Genomic DNA, 18,055 nt, shown 5'->3' with positions numbered 1-18,055 from the left:
CATGCCCTCTGGGTCTGACCAGTGGGCGAGTCAGGGAAAACCGCCACATGTGGCGATCCGCTACACATCCCCATCCTCCGCGTCGAAGACGGGGCCGCGCGCCCGACAGAAGCGTCGGCTTTCCCACTCTCTCAATTCGCGAGAATCCGCCCGGAACCTTCAACCAGGAAGGCTCGCCGGGAGAGCCGGCGGGGAAGCGGCGCCAAGAATCCGGCGCCACGTCGTTGCACCGCTCCTCGTCACAACACCTTCGCGCCCCCTCTCCCCTTTTGGGACCTGCCACGGGAGACATGGATGCGGCATCGGGTGCGGATGAGGGTGGTGGGGTGGGGACTGGCTTGCCTGGGGAGCGTGGGAGTCATGGCGCCTGCTCTCGCGAACCCCGACTCGAGAGGGAACGGCCCGACGCCCGCCCTGGTGGTGGACGGCGGTGCCGCTTCCCGCTCGGGAAATGAGGAGCCCTTCCTGGGCGTCGTCATTCCCCATGACACCGTGGACGTGAGCTCCCGCTTCGACTCGCGGCTGGAAGAGGTGGTCGTCGAGGTGGGCCAGTCCGTCCGCGAGGGGCAGGTGCTGGCGCGGCTCGACACGCGCGCGCTCCAGCAGGAGCTGGCGGCGGCCCAGGCCACCCTCCAGGGCTCGCGCGCGGAGGAGCACGCCGCCGCCCTCGCCCTGTCCGAGGCCCGCGCCAGGAAGCGCCGCTACTTCACCCCGCGCTCGCTGCAGCTGGGCGTCTATTCGAAGGAGGAGCTGGACAAGGTCCGCTACGAGGAGAGCACCGCCGAGGCCCGCTTGCAGGCCGCCCGGGCCCAGACGCTCCAGCGCCAGGCCCAGCTGACCGAGCTGAAGCAGAACCTGGACGACGCCACGCTCGTGGCGCCCTTCGATGGCGTGGTGGCCGCCCGGCTCGTCGGTCCCGGCACGCGCCTCGCGGCGGGACAGCCCGTGCTCCGGCTGCTCGGCAACGGCGAGTGGAAGGTGCGCTTCGCCGTCCCCGAGGAGGAGGCGCGCGGGCTCCAGCCGGGCGCGACCGTGGAGCTGAAGGTCCTCCAGCGCGGTGGCCTCACGCTCATGGGAGCCGTGGAGAGCATCGCGCCCGAGGTGGACGCCGCGGCCCGCCTGGTCTTCGCCACCGCCACCTTCAGCCAGCCACCGCCGTCCGAGGTCTCCACGGGCCAGGTCGTCCACGTCCGCTCGGGTCCCACGCAGCAGCTGGGTGGGAGGGGCACGGGCGGCTCCGCGCCGACGGGAGCAACGCCTTGACCATGGAAGCCACTCAACGCACGCGCATCTTCCGGGAGGAAGCCCTGCGCCACCACGAAGGCTCCCAGGACGAAGGGGACATCCTCCGCATCTCTCCGAAGTGGACGCGGTGGACGTACTGGCTGCTGCTCGCCCTGATCGCCGCCGCGGCCCTCTATTCGCTGCTCGGCACCATCCCCGAATACGCCTCCGGCCCCGCCATGGTGAAGGTCGAGGGCCGGAGCGAGCTCACCGTCGAGGCGCCCGGAATCGTCGCCTCGGTGGACGTGCAACCCGGGCAGCGGGTGGAGGCGGGGCAGCCGCTGGTGAGCTTCCTCTCGCGGGAGGAGACGTCCACGTTGGAGCGCATCCAGCGCGAGTTCGAGCTTCAGCTCGTCCGGGTGCTTCAGAACCCCTCGGACGAGGCGGCACGCCAGGCACTCACCTCGCTGCGCGCCGAGCGGGAACTGGCACAGGCCCGGCAGCAGGCCCGCACGCTGCGGGCGCCGCAGGCCGGAGTCGTGAGCACGCTGAAGGTGCGCAAGGGCCAGTACGTCAACCCGGGAGAGAGCGTGGTCTCCGTCACGGGGGACCAGGTGAACGTGACGCTGGTGGCGCTGCTGCCCGGCGGCTACCGGCCGAGGCTCGAGCCGGGCAAGCCGCTGCGCGTGGAGCTCAACGGCTTCAGCCACCAGTACCAGACGTTCACCATCGAGTCCGTGGGAGACCAGGTCGTCGGACCCAACGAGGTGCGCCGCTACCTGGGGGCGGACAGCGGGGATGCCGTCCAGCTGGCGGGCCCCATGGTGGTGGTGAAGGCGCGAGTGCCGCAGACCACGTTCACCATCAAGGGAAAGACGTTCAACTACTTCGACGGGATGCTGGCCCAGGCCGACGCCCGCGTGCGCACGGAGCGCATCCTCGTCACGCTGATTCCGGGGCTGAAGGGAGCATTGGGACATGAGGACTGAACCCGCCCGGCATCCGGGTCTCACCGAGCGGTTCCCCGCGTTCCGCAACCTGCACGTGAGGGGCCGCGAGCGCCGCATCCCCCTGGTGCGCCAGCTCTCGGAGATCGAGTGTGGCGCCGCCTGTCTGGCCATGGTGCTCGGCTACCACGGAAAGCCGGTGCGGCTGGAGGAGGTCCGTCAGGCCATGGGCGCGGCGCGCGATGGAGTCTCCGCGCTGGACATCCTGCGCACGGCCCGCTCCTTCGGGCTGCGCGGGCGGGGGGTCTCCGTGGACGAGGACGCGCTGACGTACCTGCCGGCCGGCACCATCCTCCACTGGCAGTTCTCGCACTTCGTCGTCTTCGAGAAGCTGGGGCGGGACGGTGTCCACCTGTTGGATCCGGGCCACGGCCGGCGCAAGGTGTCCCTGGAGCGGTTCCGCCAGTCCTTCACCGGCGTGGCGCTGCTGCTCGAGCCGGGCGAGAACTTCGAGACGGGCAAGAAGCCCCGTCCCCGCTCCGCCGCGAGGTACGCGCTGCAGGTGCTCCAGCACTCGCACGTCCTCCAGCGCATCCTGGTGGTCTCGCTCATCCTTCAGCTCTTCGCGCTGGCGGTGCCCGCGCTGACGGGGCTGATCATCGATCGCGTGGTGCCCAAGGGCGACAGGCACCTGTTGCTGGTGGTGGGCCTGGGCTTCATGTCGCTGGCCGGCTTCCAGCTCCTCACCTCGCTCATCCGCAGCCACCTGCTGCTCGAGCTGCGCACGCGCATGGACTCGAGCATGACGCTGGGCTTCCTGGAGCACCTGGTGGGCCTGTCCTACGCCTTCTTCCAGGTGCGCGCGGCGGGCGATCTGATGCAGCGGCTCAACAGCAACGCCACGGTGCGGGAGATCCTCTCCTCCAGCACGCTCTCCGCCCTGCTGGATGGCGCCCTGGTGATCATCTACCTGGTGCTGTTGTTCGTGGTGAGCCCGATCATGGCGCTCATCGTGCTGGGGTTGGGAGCCCTGCAGATCCTCGTCCTCCTGCTGTCCACACGGCGCCAACGCGCGTTGATGTCGGAGAACCTGGAGGTGGAGGCGAAGAACCAGAGCTACCAGATCGAGATGCTCACCGGCATCCAGACGCTGAAGGCGTTCGGCGTGGAGCACCAGGCGGTGCAGCGCTTCTCGGAGAACTTCGTCAACGTGCTCAACGTGTCGCTGAAGCGGGGCCGGCTGATGGCCTGGGTGGACGCGCTCACGGGCACGCTGAGGCTGGTGGCGCCGCTGGTACTGCTCACCGCCGGAGCGCTGCTGGTGCTGGAGGGGAAGATGTCGCTGGGCACCATGATGGGGCTCAACGCGCTCGCCGGGGCGCTGCTGGTGCCGCTGGGCAACATGGTCACCACGGGCTCGCAGCTTCAACTGCTGCGCAGCTACATCGAGCGCATCGACGACGTGCTGGACACGCCGCCCGAGCGCGACGCATCCAAGCCCAGCCGCACGGTGAAGCTGAAGGGCGGCATCGAGCTGGACCGGGTGTCCTTCCGCTACTCGGGCACGTCCCCGCTGGTGGTGCAGGACGTGTCCGTGCGCATCGAGCCCGGCCAGTCCGTGGCGATCGTCGGCCGCTCGGGCGCCGGCAAGACGACGCTGGCCAACCTGCTGCTCGGTCTGTACCTGCCCTCCTCGGGACGCGTCCTCTTCGACGGGGAGGATCTCACGGAGCTGGACCTGCACTCGGTGCGCGCCCAGATGGGCGTGGTGCCCCAGGAGCCGACCTTCTTCAGCTCCACGCTGCGCGGCAACATCGCCATCACCGACCCGGCCACCCCCCTGGAGCCCATCATCGAGGCCTCCCGGCTGGCCCAGCTCCACGACGACATCATGGCCATGCCCATGGGATACGACACGCCGCTGGTGGACCGCGGCGCTTCGCTCTCGGGAGGCCAGCGGCAACGGCTGGCACTGGCTCGGGCGTTGATGCAGAAGCCGGCGGTGTTGCTGCTGGACGAGGCCACCAGCTCCCTCGATGCCATCACCGAGAGCCGGGTGCAGCAGTCGCTCGCCTCGCTCCAGGGCACCCGCGTCATCATCGCCCACCGGCTGAGCACCGTGGTGGATGCGGACCTCATCCTGGTCATGGATCAGGGCCACCTGGTGGAGGCCGGCAAGCATCAGGAGCTGCTCCTGCGAGGCGGCATCTACGCGGAGCTGGTGCGCGCCCAGATGCGCAGCAGCAGCCGGGTGGAATGAAACGTCCTCCGCGTGACATCGGCTGACCGCCGACTCCTTCTCGATGTCCGCGCCACAAGACCCGGCGTGGGCATTCCCCAAGGAGGAGTCATGAAGAAGGAATTGATCATCCGTGCATGGAAGGACCCGGTGTTCCGCGCGAGCCTCTCGGCCGAGGAGCGCGCTGCTTTTCCCGAGAGTCCCTCCGGGAGGGCGATGACGGAGCTCGACGAGGCCGAGCTGGGCGGCATCGCCGGTGGTGGGAGGCCGATCGACCCCAAGTACTCGGTCGACACGTTCCGTTGTCCCGCCCCCACGTACTTCTGCCCGCTCCCCTAGACCCTCAACTCCTGCGGCATCGTCGCCTGCATCCAGGCGTCCGCACGTGTTGGGCCATCACCGGAACGCGGCGCCCAGGCACCCACCCGACGGGCGCCGCGTTCACTTCGTCACATCCCTCCCCCTCACGCTCCAACCAGATGCTGGCTCGCGATGACCGGCGCCCCCCACAACCTCAGGAGTGAAGCACCATGAAGAAGGAACTGATCGTCCGCGCATGGAAGGACCCCGCGTTCCGCGCCAGCCTCTCCGCCGAGGAGCGCGCCATCCTTCCCGAGAGCCCGTGCGGCAAGGCGCTGACCGATCTCGACGAGGGCGAGCTGCTCGGGATCATCGGTGGACGATCCGTGGAGCAGGAACCGTCCACGGGATGTGTCGGCCCCGTCAAGCAGACGTGCGGAATCATCAACTGCACCCTCCTCGACAGCTGACCGCACGGCCCCCCGGACATCGACCTAGGTGATACCCATGCAAGTCATTGCTCCTGTCTTTCCCTGGAAGAAGGCGACATTCCTCCACGAGCGGGCCACCGCGAAGGGAGGTGCCCCGTCCGACGGGAACGACCCGGCTCGCGAGGAGGCCGAGCGCCGCGCGGAGGCCTGGCGTCAGCTCATGTCGGGAGACGACGCCACCCTCGACGAGCGGCTCAGGAGCGTGGGGCTCGACCGGCAGGACTTCCTCCGGCTCCTCTCCCACTCGGGAGGCCAGGAGGATGGGCCCGAGGACAGTGGCTCATGGGTATTCCTCATCCAGGAGGTCATCGAGCAACGGCACGCCGGAGAAGCCCTGCCCGCCTCGCTCCAGGCGCCCTCCGCCCCGGGGCAGCCCGGGCTGTCGTTCTCGGGACTGTTCCACCCGTTCCTCCGGATCGCCGCCGCGAGGCTGCGGACGGTGATGGCCGCGCTCCAGGCCCGCCATGGTCTGGAGCGCCCGCTGCTGGCGCCCGAGGCCGAGGCCGCGCTGCTCGAGGGACTCGCACGGCGGCTCCAGTACCTGTCCACCCGGACCCTCATCCTCGAGCTCAACGTGGCCCGGATGCTCGAGCAGCTCCCCGGGAGCTCGCCCCAGGAGCGCTTCCATTACTTCTCGACGAAGCACCTGGGGGAGCCGCGGATCTTCATGGCGCTGCTGGAGGAGTACCCGGTCCTCGCCCGGCTCCTGGCCACCAGCACCGAGCGGTGGCTCGACGTGAGCCTGGAGCTCCTCCAGCACCTCGTCACGGATCATGAGCTGCTCGGCCAGACCTTCCAGGGAGGCCAGGACATCGGGCTGCCCACCGGACTCCAGAGCGGCATCTCCGACCTGCACCGCGAGGGCCGGAGTGTCCTCCTGCTCCAGTTCAGCTCCGGGCTGAAGCTCGTCTACAAGCCGAAGTCGCTCGCGGTGGACGTCCGCTTCCAACAGCTCCTAGAGTGGATGAACACGCGAGGCATGCGCCATGCGCACCGGGTGCTCACCGTGCTGGACCGTGGCACCTACGGCTGGGTCGAGTACGTGGAGACCGCGGGCTGTGACTCGCGCGAGGCCCTCCAACGCTTCTACTGGCGGCAGGGCAGCTCGCTGGCGCTGCTCCACACGCTCGCCGCCGTGGACTTCCACCTGGAGAACCTCATCGCCGCCGGTGAGTACCCCGTGCTCGTGGACCTGGAGGCGCTCTTCCACCAGCGGGCCTCCCAGGAGATGGGGGACTCGGCCCAGCAGCGTGCCTGGGGCGCGCTCGACCGCTCCATCGTCTCCGTCGGCATGCTGCCCATGCTCATCTTCGGCCGGGGGGGACGCGCGGGCGTCGACATGAGCGGGCTGGGAGGCGAGGCCGGCCAGCTGTCACCCCAGGCCGTGCCCATGGTGGAGGACGCGCTCCATGACACCATGCGCGTGGTCCGCCGCCAGGGCCGCACGTCCGGCTCGAGCAACAGGCCCCAGCTCCAGGGCCAGCCGGTGGACGCCTCCGAGTACACCGAGGACATCGTCCAGGGCTTCGAGGAGACGTACCGGCTCCTCATGCGTCACCGCGAGGAGCTCGGCTCCCGGTTCCAGGGCTTCGCCGACGTGGAGGTCCGCCACATCGTGCGCGCCACCCAGCGCTACGCCCTCCTGCTGCAGGAGAGCCTCCACCCCGACTTCCTGCGCGACGGCCTGGAGCGCGACAAGGTGCTGGACAACCTCTGGGCCGAGGCCACCGTGTGGCCCTCGCTGCGGCGGCTCGTCCCCTACGAGCACGCGGACCTGCGGCTCGGGGACATCCCCATGTTCACCACGCGGCCCGGCCAGCGCCACCTGTGGAGCAGCACCGGCGAGTGCATCCGTGACTACTTCGCGCAAGACAGTCTGGGCGAGGTGCGGGAGCGGCTCGCGGGGTTGGATGAGAGGGATTGCGCTTGGCAGGTGTCGCTCATCCGCAAGTCGATGGTGTCCCTCGACAAGGGCCGGGGTGCCGCGCCCGTCGTCGCCCGGGCCGCGCAGCGGGCCACCCCCGCGCCCGCCTCGCGCGAGGAGTGCCTCGCCGCCGCCATCTCCATTGGAGAGGACCTCGCGGCCAAGGCCATCCGGGGACGCACGGACGCGACCTGGATCGGCATGAACCTGGAGGACCTGGACCGGTGGCGCTGGAGCCTCGCGCCCCTCGGGACGGACGTGTACGAGGGCGTCGGCGGGCTCGCCCTGTTCTTCGCCTACCTCGCCCGGGAGACCGGACGCGCGGACTTCGAGCAGCTCGCCCGCGCGGCCCTGGAGCCCGTCCGGGACGCCTGGCGCAACCCCGACCCGAGCGACACGGGCGTGGGCGCCTTCGTCGGCCGCACCTCCGCCGCGTACGTGCTCGGGCACCTGGCCGTCCTCTGGAACCAGCCGGAGCTGCTGGACGAGGTGCGCGAGGGACTCCCGGCGCTGGAAGCGCTCATCGATTCCGACACGCGGTTGGATCTGCTCAGTGGCTCCGCCGGGAGCACGCTCGTCCTGCTCGGGCTGCACGCCCGGACCCGGGACTCGCGGTTCCTGGAGGCCGCCAGACGATGCGGGGAGCGGCTCCTCGCCACCGCCCAACCCATGCCGGAGGGGGGCGTGGGCTGGAAGGGCCCGGCGGGAGATCGGCCCCTGTCGGGCTTCTCCCACGGCGTGGCGGGCATCGCGTACGCCCTCCTGGAGCTGGCCGCCGCCACCGGCGACACGCGCTACCGGGAGCTTGCTCAACAGGGCCTCACCTACGAGCGCGCCCTCTTCGTCCCCGAGCGCGCCAACTGGCGCGACCTGCGCGAGCCCGAGAAAGGCGCGGAGGGCCTCACCACCGGCTTCATGGTGTCGTGGTGCCATGGGGCCCCGGGCATCGCGCTCGGGAGGCTGTGCTCGCTGCGGCACGAGGACGACGACCAGACACGCGCGGAGCTCCAGACGGCCCTGGACACCACCCTGCGCGAGGGCTTCGGCGGCAACCACTGCCTCTGCCATGGAGACATGGGCAACCTGGAGCCGCTGCACCTGGCGGGCGAGCGGCTCGGCGAGCCGCGATGGAGCCGCGCCGCCCTGGAGCGCGCGGCCCACGTCATCCACACCGGACGCGAGCGCGGCTGGCTCTGCGGACTGCCCCGGGGCACGGAGACCCCGGGGCTGCTGATGGGCCTGGCCGGCATCGGCTATGGCCTGCTGCGGCTCGCGGCCCCGGAGCGCGTGCCCTCGGTGCTCTCGCTGGCGATGCCCTGAGTCAGCGCCTCGAGCCCGCGAGGATGCGGAGAAACGACAGGTTCCGGAGCAGCAACCGCACCGGAGCCGTCAACCACCGGCGGCAGCGGTCGAGCCACCCGCTCCCGGCCAGTTCCCGCCAGCGCTGCACCGGACGTCCCTCGTCCCAGGACGACTCCAGTGCCGCACCGATGCCCACCAGCACCGCTGGCTGCAACCGCGCGGCGGCGTACTGGCAGAACAGCTCCTGCTTCGGCGTCGCCATGGACACCAGCACCAGGTGCGGCCGTGTGAGGGCGATGCGGTCGATCAGCCGCTCCACCCACGCACCCCGCCCATCCTCGGGCACACCCGGCGCGGCCACACCCACCGCGAGCAGCCCATACCGGTCCCTCAACGCGCACGCGGTCCACTCGGCGACCCCCGGCCGCTCCGCCACCACGAGCACCCGCCAGGACCGCTCACGCGCCAGCTTCACCAGCGGCGTCAACCACTGCGCGCCCGTCAGCGACTCCGGCACCCGAGGGCCAATCACCCGGGCGGCCCGCGCCACCACCGGGCTCCCCGCCAACGACAAATCCGCCGTGGCGAGCGCCTGGCGCAGCGCCACGTTGGCCTCCGCCAGCACCACCTGCTCCACATCTGGCGTGAGGATGCGTCCACCCTGGCCACGCGTCACCAGGGCCTCAATGGACTGAAGCACCTCACCCGGGCGCCCCAGATCCAACGGCACATGACCGATACGTACACGAGAGAAGGCCCGCCCCTGCTCCCACTCCGCTCTCCTCGGCACCAGCGACGCCAGACCGCTCCGCGGCGTCTCCAGCCCCACAACCCCGTTCATCGCCCTCCTCCTCCCGGCTCCCGCAGCGCGCGGGACAGTGGTGTCTGACACCCCGATCTGCCAGGGGGGTCTGACGTACCCGGGACCCGGGGGCTGACGGCGGGTCGACCCGCCCCCGGGGGGTGTTCTCCTACAAGTCCGGCGGCGGCCTTACACCCAGGTGGCACGCACGCAGCGCCAGCTGGGTCCGGTTCTCCGCGCCCAGTTTCCGGTACAGCTGGGTCACGTGCGACTTCACCGTGCGCTCGGCGATCTGCAGGTGCGCGGCGATCTTCAGGTTGTCCGCGCCGCCGGCCACGTAGGCCAGCACCTCGCGCTCGCGCTGGGTGAGGGTGAGCAACACGCTCGCGGTGGCCGCGGCCACTGGCGGGTGCTCGAAGTCATTGCGCAGCAGCTGCACCGGGAACAACTTCTCCCCGCGAACCAGGGCACCCACCGCCGTGCACACCGCGTTCGTCGTGAGGCTCTGCCGGAAGAGATAACCCGAGGCCCCCTCATCGAAGCACTGGGAGATGAAGTCCTGGGCGTTGGCCGAGGACAACACCAGCATCCTCACCTCCAGGCGCCGCTTGCGTGCCTCGCGCAGGACGTTGAGCCCTTCCGTTGCCGAGCAGCCCATGTCGGCGGCTCCCTCGGGCTCCACGTCCAGGATGGCGACCTGCGGAGGATCCGTCCCCATTCCATCGAGGAGGGTGCGGACATCTCGGGTCACCCACAGGACGTTCAGCCCTTCGACCCGCAGTCCATCGGCGAGGCCTTGCCACGCCGCCCACGGTCCTTCCAACAATCCAACGCGCACTTCCGCTTGATTCGATGCCATGCGAGGGCCCCCCAGCCGTCATGGCGAACTGCCTTCTGACTACGAACTGCCCTGACCTACAAACCACCTTGCGGCACCAGATGTGGGTCGGACTCGTCGATCCGCAAGGGTGTTCATCCCACAGGTCAGCAGCTTCCCCAACCAGTTGACGCTTCTGCGCTGCTCGAGACGACCTCCGGACGCCTACTGGAAAAAACTTCACCCGACAGTGCCACCGGCCCACCCAACGTGCGACCGGCGCTGCCCACGAATGCTCATTGGAATAGCGCAGGTCCAGTCCCAGCTCACGCCAATTTGCCGTTGAGTGTGCACGGGCATACCCAAAGCACCCGGTGGCTGTTGGGTGGTGAGCGCTCCCGTGCTCCTCGGGCAATGGGCCTCCGGGACGATGCGCGTTCGCACCGGACACCTTGTGCGAGTCCCGCTCCGCTCTACCGTGAATGTGGGGGCCGCGCTCCAGCGCGGGTGCGACCCGAGCACGAAGGAGGAAAGAGTCATGGCGGATCTTCCGGTGCGTCGAGGAAGCGGCTCATCGTCGGTGGGGCGATGGACGCGAGGGTTCGATCCATTCGAGCAGATGCGGGAATTGATGGGGTTCGATCCATTCGAGCGGATGGGCCGAATCGTAGGAGGCGGTGGTGAGCAGACGTGGAGCTTCGTCCCGGCCTTCGAGGTGAAGGAGACGAAGGACGCCTACATCTTCAAGGCGGACCTGCCGGGCGTGAAGGAGAGCGATCTGGACATCACGCTGACGGGAGACCGGCTCACCATCGGTGGGAAGCGGGAGACGGAGCAGCAGGAGGAGTCGGACCGCTTCTACGCCTACGAGCGGAGTTACGGCTCGTTCAGCCGCTCGTTCACGCTCCCCGAGGGCGTGGACGGAGAGCACGTCACGGCCGAGCTGAAGGACGGAGTGCTCAACTTGCGGCTGCCCAAGCTGCCCGAGGTGCAGCCCAAGCGCATCCAGGTGGGCGCCACCGACGCCAGCAAGCAGGGCAAGGTGAAGGCCTGAGTCACGGGAGACGGGTTCCCGGGTGGAGGGGGCTGGAGGAATCCGGCCCCCTTCGCCGTTCGAGCGCCTCGCCGGGAATCAGATGGCGCGCTGCCACAGCTCGCGCAGGTCGGCGGGCAGCTGGCCGATGACGTCCTCGATCTCCCCTTCGGAGACCTGCTCGCGGACCGCGCTGAAGACGGCGCGGATCCTCCGCTCGGCCTCGATGGCATCCACGCCGAGGTCCTCCGAGACCATCTGGATGAAGCCATCCCTGCCAAACTTGCTCGCCGGCTTGCCCAGGTGCCGCTCGCACCGCACCAGTAGATCCTGAAGCTTGCCGGGCAACTGGGCCTCCAGGTGCGCCGCCTCCTCGCCGAAGAGCCGCTGCTCCAGCACGCACAGCACCGACACCGCGGCGCTTTCGGCCTCTTGCTCGTTCATCGAGCCGATGACGGCGAGGTTGCCCAGGAAGGCCTTGTAGGTCTGGTTGCGCCGCGTCTCCCGCCGCTGCTGGCGCCGTGCCTCCAGGTCGATTCCCTGCTGCCCCTGCTGCTCGATGCCCTTGCCTTCCTGGTTCTTGTCCGTACCCGTCCGATCCATGTCCGCCATATCCGCCTCCATCGGATGAAGAAGGTTCCACCCTGTCCTCTTCACCTTGACCACGCTTCGCGGAGCGTGAAGAGGGAGCGGCGCGCGAGGGGGCTCGCCCTGGCGCCTGCCCTGCCAAGAGGGTGGCCTCCCACGCTCCCGGTGACGGAAGGCGTTCCCCCGGGCGCATTCCGGGTAATCTCCCGGGCGAATGGATTCCGCCGCGTCTCCGAACCTCGATGTCGCCACGCCCGAGCGGGTGGCCCTCTCGCTGCCCGTGGCCGGCATCGGCTACCGGTGCCTCGCCTATCTGATCGACATCGTCCTGCTGTTCCTCTTCTGGGTCGTCGCCTACTTCACCTTCACGCTGCTGGTGAGCGACGTGCTCGGCTTCTTCGAGGGGCTGTCCGGCTTCACGCGGACGCTGATGGTGGTGGGGGTCTTCGCCACCCAGTGGCTGTACTGGACGGTGTGCGAGGTGGTGATGGGCGGGCAGACGCCGGGCAAGCGCCTCATCGGCATCCGGGTGGTACGCGTGGACGGCTCGCCCGTGGGCGTGCTGGAGAGCGCGGTGCGCAACCTGGTGCGCGTGGTGGACTTCCTGCCCGGGCTCTACGCCACCGGCTGCCTGAGCATGCTGCTGACGCGCCAGCACCGGCGGCTCGGGGACCTGCTCGCCGGCACCCTGCTGGTGCGCGAGGAGCGCATCGACCTGGACAAGTACACCGCCCCGGCGGCCGAGGCCCCGGCCGTGTCCGCCGCCTCCAGCCGCATGCGGCTCGCGCCGGAGGACGTGGAGCTCATCCTCGCCTTCCTGACGCGAGCACCGCAGCTCGAGCCGGCGGCCCGGACGCGGCTGGGGACGAAGCTCGTGGACCGCTACGGGGGGCTCGGAGAGGAGGAGCGAGCCACCGTGCTGGCCTCACCCCAGGCCACCGAGTCCTTCCTGAGGACCCGCGTCCAGGCGGAGCGCTGAGGTGGCCACGCCCCTGCCCGCCTTCGTGGCGCGCCGCCGCCCCGACTGGGACACGTTGAAGGATCTGCTCGCCCGGCAGCGCGCGGGCACCCTGCGCCTGGAGGAGCTGCGCACGCTCGACGTCCTCTACCGGAAGGCGGCGGCGGATCTGGCGCACGCGCAGACGTTCTACGCGGGCACGGACGTGCACCGTTTCCTCAACCAGCTCTGCGGACAGGCCTACGGCGCCATCTACCAGCCTCCGCGTGAGCGGTGGGCCGCCACCCTCGCCTTCTTCCGCCGGGACTTCCCGCGCGCCCTGCGTGCCAACGGGGCCTTCGTGGCCGCGAGCACGGGCCTCTTCGTGCTGGGCATCCTCCTGGGAGCGCTGGTGGTGCTGCTGGAGCCACGAGGCGCGGAGCTGCTGGTGCCCGAGCACCTGCGCGACTTCATCGCCCGCAAGGAGATGTGGACGGATGGCATCCTCTCCGTGGCACCGCCCAACGCGGTGGCCTCGGGCATCGCCACCAACAACCTCACGGTGATCATCGTCACCTTCGCCTCCGGCATCCTGCTGGGGCTGGGCACGGTGTTCACGCTGATCAACAACGGGGTGCACCTCGGCTCGGTGGGCGCGCTGTGCGTGCACGAGGGAATGGGCCCCAAGCTGTTCGACTTCATCGCCGCCCATGGGCCGGTGGAGCTGTCCATCATCGTCATCGCCGGCGGCGCGGGGCTCATGGTGGGCCAGGCGCTCATCGACCCCGGGGAGCTACCCCGCGGCCAGGCCCTGGTGCTGCGTGGACGCGAGGCGGTGAAGCTGGTGCTCGGCTGCGCGCCCTTCCTCGCGCTCATCGCCGTGGTGGAGGGCTTCGTGTCCCCCGGCGACTTCTTCTCCTCGTGGATGAAGGGCGTGCTGGGGCTCGCGCTGGGGGCCCTCTTCTGGACATACCTGCTGCGTGCCGGCCGGGATGAGTTGGCGTGAAAGGTCAATCCTTCGGGCGCCCCGAGTCACGGGTTCCCGGGGCCCACCTGTGTACCTTGCCGGGCATGAACACACTCCCTTTTCGTGGCAGGAACGTCCTCATCACTGGCGCCAGCCGGGGCATTGGTCTGGCCATGGCGCGTGCCTATGGGGCGGCGGGTGCGACCGTTCTCATGATGGGCAGGGAGCTGGAGGCCCTGGCTCGCGGCGCGGACTCCATCCAGCGTGCTGGCGGACGTGCCTGGCACCATGGGCTGGATGTGACCGACGACGCGTCCGTGGCCCGGGCGGTGGATGCTGCTCGCGCGGCCCATGGGCACATCGATCTGCTCATCAACAACGCGGGGGTCTACTTCCAGCAGCCCTTCCTGGAGCAGGACCCGGCCCGAGGCCGGCTGGAGCTGGAGGTGAACTACTTTGGCGCGCTGCGCATGGTGCGAGCGGTGTTGCCCGAGATGCTCCAGCGAGGGGAAGGCACGCTCGTCAACGTCAGCTCCGTGCTGGGACAGGTTGCCTATCCCACCAACGCCAACTACAGCGCCAGCAAGGCCGCCCTCAATGCCTTCACCCATGCGCTCCGAGGCGAGGTGGAGGCGCGCGGTGTGCGCGTGCTGCTCTTCATGCCCGGCCACACCCGCACCGAGAACGGGCTGTCCGTCAAGCTCACGCGAGTGCCGTTGCAGGACCCGGAAGAAGTCGCACGCGAGGCGGTGCGAGCCACGCTGCGTGCCCGGCCCGTGCACGTCTCGGGCGCTGGAAACCGCACCTTCGTCTGGCTGTCCGGCCTGTTCCCCAACTGGGCACGCAACTACATGCGAGAGGTGGCGCGTGTGTCCTTCGCCACCCCAGCGCTGCCACCCGAGCGCTCCTGAGCACCCTTCTGGAGTGCGCGGGCCCGCCATGCCTGGGGCGTCGTCCCCGTCCAACGCTTGAACGCACGGTGGAAGACCGCGGGCTCCGCGTAGCCCAGCAGGAAGCTCACCTCGGCCACGGGTAGACCCTGCTCCAGCAGGAGGCGGGCGCGCTCCCTCCGTACCTCCGTGAGGAGGGTCTCCAACGTGACCCCCTCCAATGACAGACGCCGCTGGAGCGTGCGTGCACTCACCCGGAGCCGCCGGGCCGTGGCCGCCAGCGAGGCCTGGCCATCCGCCAGTCCCTCGGCCAGTGCTTGCCGTACCTGTTCGCGTACGGGGCTCGTCGCCGGCAGGGCCGTCGCACGCGCATCGAGATAGCGTTCCAGGAAGGCCGCCAACCCCGGGTCGGGACGCGGCAGCGGCCGTTCCAACACCTCCTCGGGCACTGCCCACTGGTTCACCCCGGCACCGAACTCTGGCATCCGGCCAAAGCGCCGGCGGTACTCGCCCGGGTCGCCATGCGCGGGGTGGGCGAAGCGCAGCGTGAGGACCTCCACGGGAGCTCCCGTGTAACGCGCTGGCAGCAGCAGGCAGTCCGCCGCATACATCTCCGTGATGTGGACGTGGGCGGGGCGGAAGGGGCCATGGGGCTCGAATCGGAAGACGGCGCGGCCTCCGTCCATCTCCACCTCGAACACCTCCCCCTCACTCATCACCCGGTGGTAGCGGATGATTCGCCGCACCGCCTCTCCCACCGTGCGGCTGGCCATCCCCAGGAAGCCCACCGCATCGATGGCCGCCGGTTCGATGGCCTCGATGTAATGGAGCCCGAAATGGGGGTCGGCCAGTGCCTCCGCCGCGGCCTCCACCGCCGCGTAGTACGCCGAGATGGGCACCCGTGCATCCGGATCCGCGAGCAACCCGGTGCGCACCGATGCGCGCGCCAGAATCGCCGAGCGATCCGCACCCCGCTGCGTTGCGTAATCCACTACGTGCGCCAGGCCTCTTGCCCAGCAGGTCGGTTCCGTCACGCCTTCCATCGTAGATCGGCTGGCGTCAACCTCCCCCCACGGGAGGCCGTACATCCGCGGCCCGGATTTGTCCTATCGGGGAAATTGATTTCCGCGGTCACCCCTGAAGGCGGAACGCCGCCACGGGCCGCTCGCGCTCGTCCACCTCCAGCCGGAAGACATCCGGCCGGGCGTAGTGGCCGCACGGGTCGAAGTCGAGCCGCGCCCGGGTGAGCAGCCCCAGGTCGAGGTCCGCGGTCAGCAGCCCCTCCTCGTCCCATAGAGGCCCGGCGAGCACCTCGCCGAACGGGGAGACGATGACGCTGCCACCGCGGGACATGATGCGGGGTGCGTCGGCGGGCAGGGCCTCCTCGCGCAGGACCTCCTCCGGGTACATGTCGCGGGTGACGAACTGGTTGCACCCGAGCACGAAGCACCGGCCTTCGCTGGCGATGTGGCGCACCGTGGCCTGCCAGGTGTCCCGGTTGTCGGCGGTGGGGGCGAGGTAGATGTCGACGCCCTTGGCGTACATGGCCGTCCGGGCGAGCGGCATGTAGTTCTCCCAGCAGATGAGCCCGCCGAGCCGGCCGAAGGGGGTCTCGACCGTGGAGAGCGTGCTCCCATCGCCCTCGCCCCAGATGAGCCGCTCGGAGCCGGTGGGCTTGAGCTTGCGGTGCTTCGCGAGCAGCGCACCGTCCGGCCCGAAGTAGAGCAGCGTGCAGTAGAGCGTCCCGCGCGTCACGCGATCACGCTCGATGACACCGATGGCGAGGTAGACACCGTGCTGGCGGGCGATGCTCCCGAGGTGGTCGATCGCCGGGCCGGGGATCTCCACCGACTGCTCGTTGTAGAGCTGCCAGAGACGGCGGCCAGCCTCGGTCCGGCTGCCGACGATGAAGCCGAAGCCCAGTCCCCGGGGATAGGCGGGGATGAAGGCCTCCGGGAAGAGGACGATGCGAGCACCCGCCTGGGCGGCCCGGGCGGTCCAGGAGGCGACGCGTTCGAGCGTCCCCTCACGATCGAAGAGGACGGGAGCGGCCTGGACGACGGCGACACGAACCTGCTGGGACTGGGACATGGCGGCGGAGGATAGGCGAGAAGTCCCGACAGGGACGAGCAACACCGCGAGCTACGCCCAGAAGGCCAGCAGCGCCCCCGCGGCCGTGGCCAACACGTTGACCGTGTCGTTGCCCAGCCAGGAGAAGCCCCTCAGGGGCCGGGCGGCCCGGCCACAGCGATGCACCCGGCGCTCCGTCTCCCGGCCACAGGCGTCGCACCAGCGCACGTCCTGCACCGTGGCGCCCAGGAAGCTGTCGAACAGCGAGCCCACCACCCCGGCCAGCACGAGCCATGGGAGGAGCGACCACCGGGCGCCCGCGAGCGCGGCCACCACTCCAACGAAGGCGGCCCCCGCGGTCGAGGCCATCAACCCGGCTCCCGAGACGGCACCGGACGTGCCAGCCGGCACCTGCCGCAGCGTGGTGACCAGCCTGGGGGGCGAGCGGGAGAGGACACCCAGCTCGGTGGCCCACGTGTCCGCGTTGGCGGCGACCAGGGCGCCCAGCATGGCCAGCGCATAGCGCTCGTCTCCGGTGACGGCCAGCAGCACCGCCGCGAGCGCGGCCACACCACCGTTGGCCAGCGCCTGTCCCAGGTCGCGCGTCCCCGTCTTCGCGTACTCCTCCTCCACGCCGGCCTTGCGGGCCCGGAAGGTCTTGGAGAGCGCGCTGGAGGAGATGAAGAAGGCGAGCAGGGCCGAGGCGCCCACCGCCCCCGCGAGCCCGAGGACGGGCGTGCCGATCAGGATGGCCCCCAGCACGCCGCTCGGGCTCAACGAGCCCCGGAGCCAGGACACCACGCCGATGAAGACGGCGATCACCGCGCCCAGGCCCAGCCCCGCGGCATGCGAGGGAGGAACCAGGTAGAGGACGGCGCCCGCGGCCAGCGGCACGAAGAGGTTGTCCCGTCCCCGGGTGCCGAGTGCCTCGGCACAGGTGGCCACCACGGCACACAGGGCGGCCAGCGGCACCTTCGGCATGTCGGGAGCGAGGCCCGGCATCCACGTCAGCGTGGCCAGCACGGCCACGAAGGTGCCAGCCAGCATGGCGAGGGAGCCCTCCAGGCTCTTGCGCTCACCTCCGAGCGTCTCGTACGGGTGGCGCCCGAAACGCATGCCCACCAGCGAGGCCAGGGCATCGCCCACGGCCATGGCCATGACACCGCCCGCCGCGGCCACGGGCTTGTCCCAGGCCAGCCACACCAGGGCCGAGAAGGCCAACGCGAACCAGACCGTGCCCAGGTTGTCGGGCTCGGTCTCAACGGACTTCAACAGGCGCTTGCGATGGATGACCCAGTTGGCGACCGCCGCCGTCAGCGACGGCACCACGGCCAACGCCGGGTTCTGGAAGAGCCACAGCGTGCCGAAGATCCAGAAGCCCACGCTCACGTGGATGATCTTGCGCGCGAGCTCCCGTGACAAGCCCAGGCGCAGGGAGGACTCCCCCGCGGCCACGCAGGCTCCGACATATCCGTAGGACCACAAGAGCGCCTGGATGTCCTGGCTCATGGGGACCGATTGTAG

The 18,055-nt window shown here is 70.0% G+C and carries 16 protein-coding genes; 10 read left to right on the top strand and 6 right to left on the bottom strand.

The window, feature by feature from the left end:
* The first annotated feature begins 360 nt into the window (after positions 1-360).
* The 6 genes from NR810_RS35870 to NR810_RS35845 all read left to right on the top strand — a co-directional run bounded on the left by NR810_RS35870 (position 361) and on the right by NR810_RS35845 (position 8,445).
* Entirely contained in the window at positions 361-1,263 is a 903-nt protein-coding gene (locus NR810_RS35870; protein ID WP_257459127.1) for an efflux RND transporter periplasmic adaptor subunit, read from the top strand.
* 2 nt (positions 1,264-1,265) lie between these two features.
* Positions 1,266-2,213, top strand: a complete 948-nt coding sequence (locus NR810_RS35865) for an efflux RND transporter periplasmic adaptor subunit (RefSeq protein ID WP_257459126.1) — start codon at positions 1,266-1,268, stop codon at positions 2,211-2,213.
* Complete coding sequence (locus tag NR810_RS35860) at positions 2,203-4,431, top strand: peptidase domain-containing ABC transporter (RefSeq protein ID WP_257459125.1); 2,229 nt, start codon at positions 2,203-2,205, stop codon at positions 4,429-4,431. Before NR810_RS35865 ends, NR810_RS35860 begins: the two co-directional genes overlap by 11 nt.
* Positions 4,432-4,521: 90 nt before the next feature.
* Positions 4,522-4,749, top strand: a complete 228-nt coding sequence (locus tag NR810_RS35855) for a mersacidin/lichenicidin family type 2 lantibiotic (RefSeq protein ID WP_257459124.1) — start codon at positions 4,522-4,524, stop codon at positions 4,747-4,749.
* A 191-nt stretch (positions 4,750-4,940) separates the two neighbouring features.
* Positions 4,941-5,180, top strand: a complete 240-nt coding sequence (locus NR810_RS35850; protein WP_257459122.1) for a mersacidin/lichenicidin family type 2 lantibiotic — start codon at positions 4,941-4,943, stop codon at positions 5,178-5,180.
* Between the two features lie 37 nt (positions 5,181-5,217).
* Positions 5,218-8,445: a type 2 lanthipeptide synthetase LanM family protein gene (locus NR810_RS35845; protein WP_257459119.1), complete on the top strand. Its 3,228-nt coding sequence runs from the start codon at positions 5,218-5,220 to the stop codon at positions 8,443-8,445.
* A 1-nt stretch (position 8,446) separates the two neighbouring features.
* Here the strand turns inward: NR810_RS35845 and NR810_RS52315 are convergent, their stop codons facing one another.
* Both NR810_RS52315 and NR810_RS35835 read right to left on the bottom strand, forming a co-directional pair.
* Positions 8,447-9,268 carry a WecB/TagA/CpsF family glycosyltransferase gene (locus NR810_RS52315; protein WP_306818795.1) on the bottom strand — a complete coding sequence of 274 codons (822 nt, stop codon included), beginning with the start codon at positions 9,266-9,268 and terminating at the stop codon, positions 8,447-8,449.
* Positions 9,269-9,398: 130 nt separating this feature from the next.
* Complete coding sequence (locus NR810_RS35835; protein ID WP_257459116.1) at positions 9,399-10,088, bottom strand: response regulator transcription factor; 690 nt, start codon at positions 10,086-10,088, stop codon at positions 9,399-9,401.
* Between the two features lie 496 nt (positions 10,089-10,584).
* On the opposite strand from NR810_RS35835, the gene NR810_RS35830 reads away from it, so the two are divergent.
* The gene (locus NR810_RS35830) at positions 10,585-11,100 is read left to right on the top strand and encodes an Hsp20/alpha crystallin family protein (protein WP_257459114.1); all 516 of its coding nucleotides are present in this window, start codon (positions 10,585-10,587) and stop codon (positions 11,098-11,100) included.
* A gap of 78 nt (positions 11,101-11,178) precedes the next feature.
* On the opposite strand, the gene NR810_RS35825 is transcribed toward NR810_RS35830, so the two are convergent.
* Positions 11,179-11,691, bottom strand: coding sequence for a DUF2267 domain-containing protein (locus NR810_RS35825; RefSeq protein WP_257459112.1), 513 nt, complete (start codon positions 11,689-11,691; stop codon positions 11,179-11,181).
* Positions 11,692-11,881: 190 nt separating this feature from the next.
* Between NR810_RS35825 and NR810_RS35820 the strand changes: the two genes are divergently transcribed.
* From NR810_RS35820 to NR810_RS35810, 3 genes are all read left to right on the top strand, one after another.
* Positions 11,882-12,646 (top strand): RDD family protein, encoded by a 765-nt coding sequence (locus NR810_RS35820; RefSeq protein WP_257459111.1) that lies wholly within the window; start codon positions 11,882-11,884, stop codon positions 12,644-12,646.
* 1 nt (position 12,647) lies between these two features.
* Positions 12,648-13,610, top strand: a complete 963-nt coding sequence (locus NR810_RS35815; RefSeq protein ID WP_257459110.1) for a stage II sporulation protein M — start codon at positions 12,648-12,650, stop codon at positions 13,608-13,610.
* Positions 13,611-13,675: 65 nt separating this feature from the next.
* Entirely contained in the window at positions 13,676-14,482 is an 807-nt protein-coding gene (locus tag NR810_RS35810) for an SDR family NAD(P)-dependent oxidoreductase (protein ID WP_257459109.1), read from the top strand.
* Here NR810_RS35810 and NR810_RS35805 read toward each other — a convergent pair.
* The 3 genes from NR810_RS35805 to NR810_RS35795 form a co-directional block, all read right to left on the bottom strand.
* Positions 14,419-15,453, bottom strand: a complete 1,035-nt coding sequence (locus NR810_RS35805; RefSeq protein WP_257459108.1) for an AraC family transcriptional regulator — start codon at positions 15,451-15,453, stop codon at positions 14,419-14,421. The genes NR810_RS35810 and NR810_RS35805 overlap by 64 nt on opposite strands.
* A gap of 139 nt (positions 15,454-15,592) precedes the next feature.
* A complete protein-coding gene (locus NR810_RS35800) occupies positions 15,593-16,552 on the bottom strand; it encodes a carbon-nitrogen hydrolase family protein (RefSeq protein WP_257459107.1) in 960 nt (319 codons plus the stop codon).
* Between the two features lie 51 nt (positions 16,553-16,603).
* A complete protein-coding gene (locus NR810_RS35795; protein ID WP_257459106.1) occupies positions 16,604-18,040 on the bottom strand; it encodes a DUF92 domain-containing protein in 1,437 nt (478 codons plus the stop codon).
* Positions 18,041-18,055: the final 15 nt, after the last annotated feature.

It is taken from the genome of Archangium lipolyticum (assembly GCF_024623785.1).
Classification (GTDB): domain Bacteria; phylum Myxococcota; class Myxococcia; order Myxococcales; family Myxococcaceae; genus Archangium; species Archangium lipolyticum.
Note: the sequence above shows the minus strand (reverse complement) of the source record. Positions and strands in the feature narration are given on the sequence as shown.

Excerpts from the sequence above, each read along its gene's own strand:
- NR810_RS35850 (WP_257459122.1), top strand. The coding sequence starts at position 4,941 with ATGAAGAAGGAACTGATCGTCCGCGCATGGAAGGACCCCGCGTTCCGC.
- NR810_RS35795 (WP_257459106.1), bottom strand. The coding sequence starts at position 18,040 with ATGAGCCAGGACATCCAGGCGCTCTTGTGGTCCTACGGATATGTCGGA.
- NR810_RS35865 (WP_257459126.1), top strand. The coding sequence starts at position 1,266 with ATGGAAGCCACTCAACGCACGCGCATCTTCCGGGAGGAAGCCCTGCGC.
- NR810_RS35845 (WP_257459119.1), top strand. The coding sequence starts at position 5,218 with ATGCAAGTCATTGCTCCTGTCTTTCCCTGGAAGAAGGCGACATTCCTC.
- NR810_RS52315 (WP_306818795.1), bottom strand. The coding sequence starts at position 9,268 with ATGAACGGGGTTGTGGGGCTGGAGACGCCGCGGAGCGGTCTGGCGTCG.
- NR810_RS35830 (WP_257459114.1), top strand. The coding sequence starts at position 10,585 with ATGGCGGATCTTCCGGTGCGTCGAGGAAGCGGCTCATCGTCGGTGGGG.
- NR810_RS35810 (WP_257459109.1), top strand. The coding sequence starts at position 13,676 with ATGAACACACTCCCTTTTCGTGGCAGGAACGTCCTCATCACTGGCGCC.
- NR810_RS35860 (WP_257459125.1), top strand. The coding sequence starts at position 2,203 with ATGAGGACTGAACCCGCCCGGCATCCGGGTCTCACCGAGCGGTTCCCC.
- NR810_RS35870 (WP_257459127.1), top strand. The coding sequence starts at position 361 with ATGGCGCCTGCTCTCGCGAACCCCGACTCGAGAGGGAACGGCCCGACG.
- NR810_RS35825 (WP_257459112.1), bottom strand. The coding sequence starts at position 11,691 with ATGGCGGACATGGATCGGACGGGTACGGACAAGAACCAGGAAGGCAAG.
- NR810_RS35835 (WP_257459116.1), bottom strand. The coding sequence starts at position 10,088 with ATGGCATCGAATCAAGCGGAAGTGCGCGTTGGATTGTTGGAAGGACCG.
- NR810_RS35800 (WP_257459107.1), bottom strand. The coding sequence starts at position 16,552 with ATGTCCCAGTCCCAGCAGGTTCGTGTCGCCGTCGTCCAGGCCGCTCCC.
- NR810_RS35855 (WP_257459124.1), top strand. The coding sequence starts at position 4,522 with ATGAAGAAGGAATTGATCATCCGTGCATGGAAGGACCCGGTGTTCCGC.
- NR810_RS35820 (WP_257459111.1), top strand. The coding sequence starts at position 11,882 with ATGGATTCCGCCGCGTCTCCGAACCTCGATGTCGCCACGCCCGAGCGG.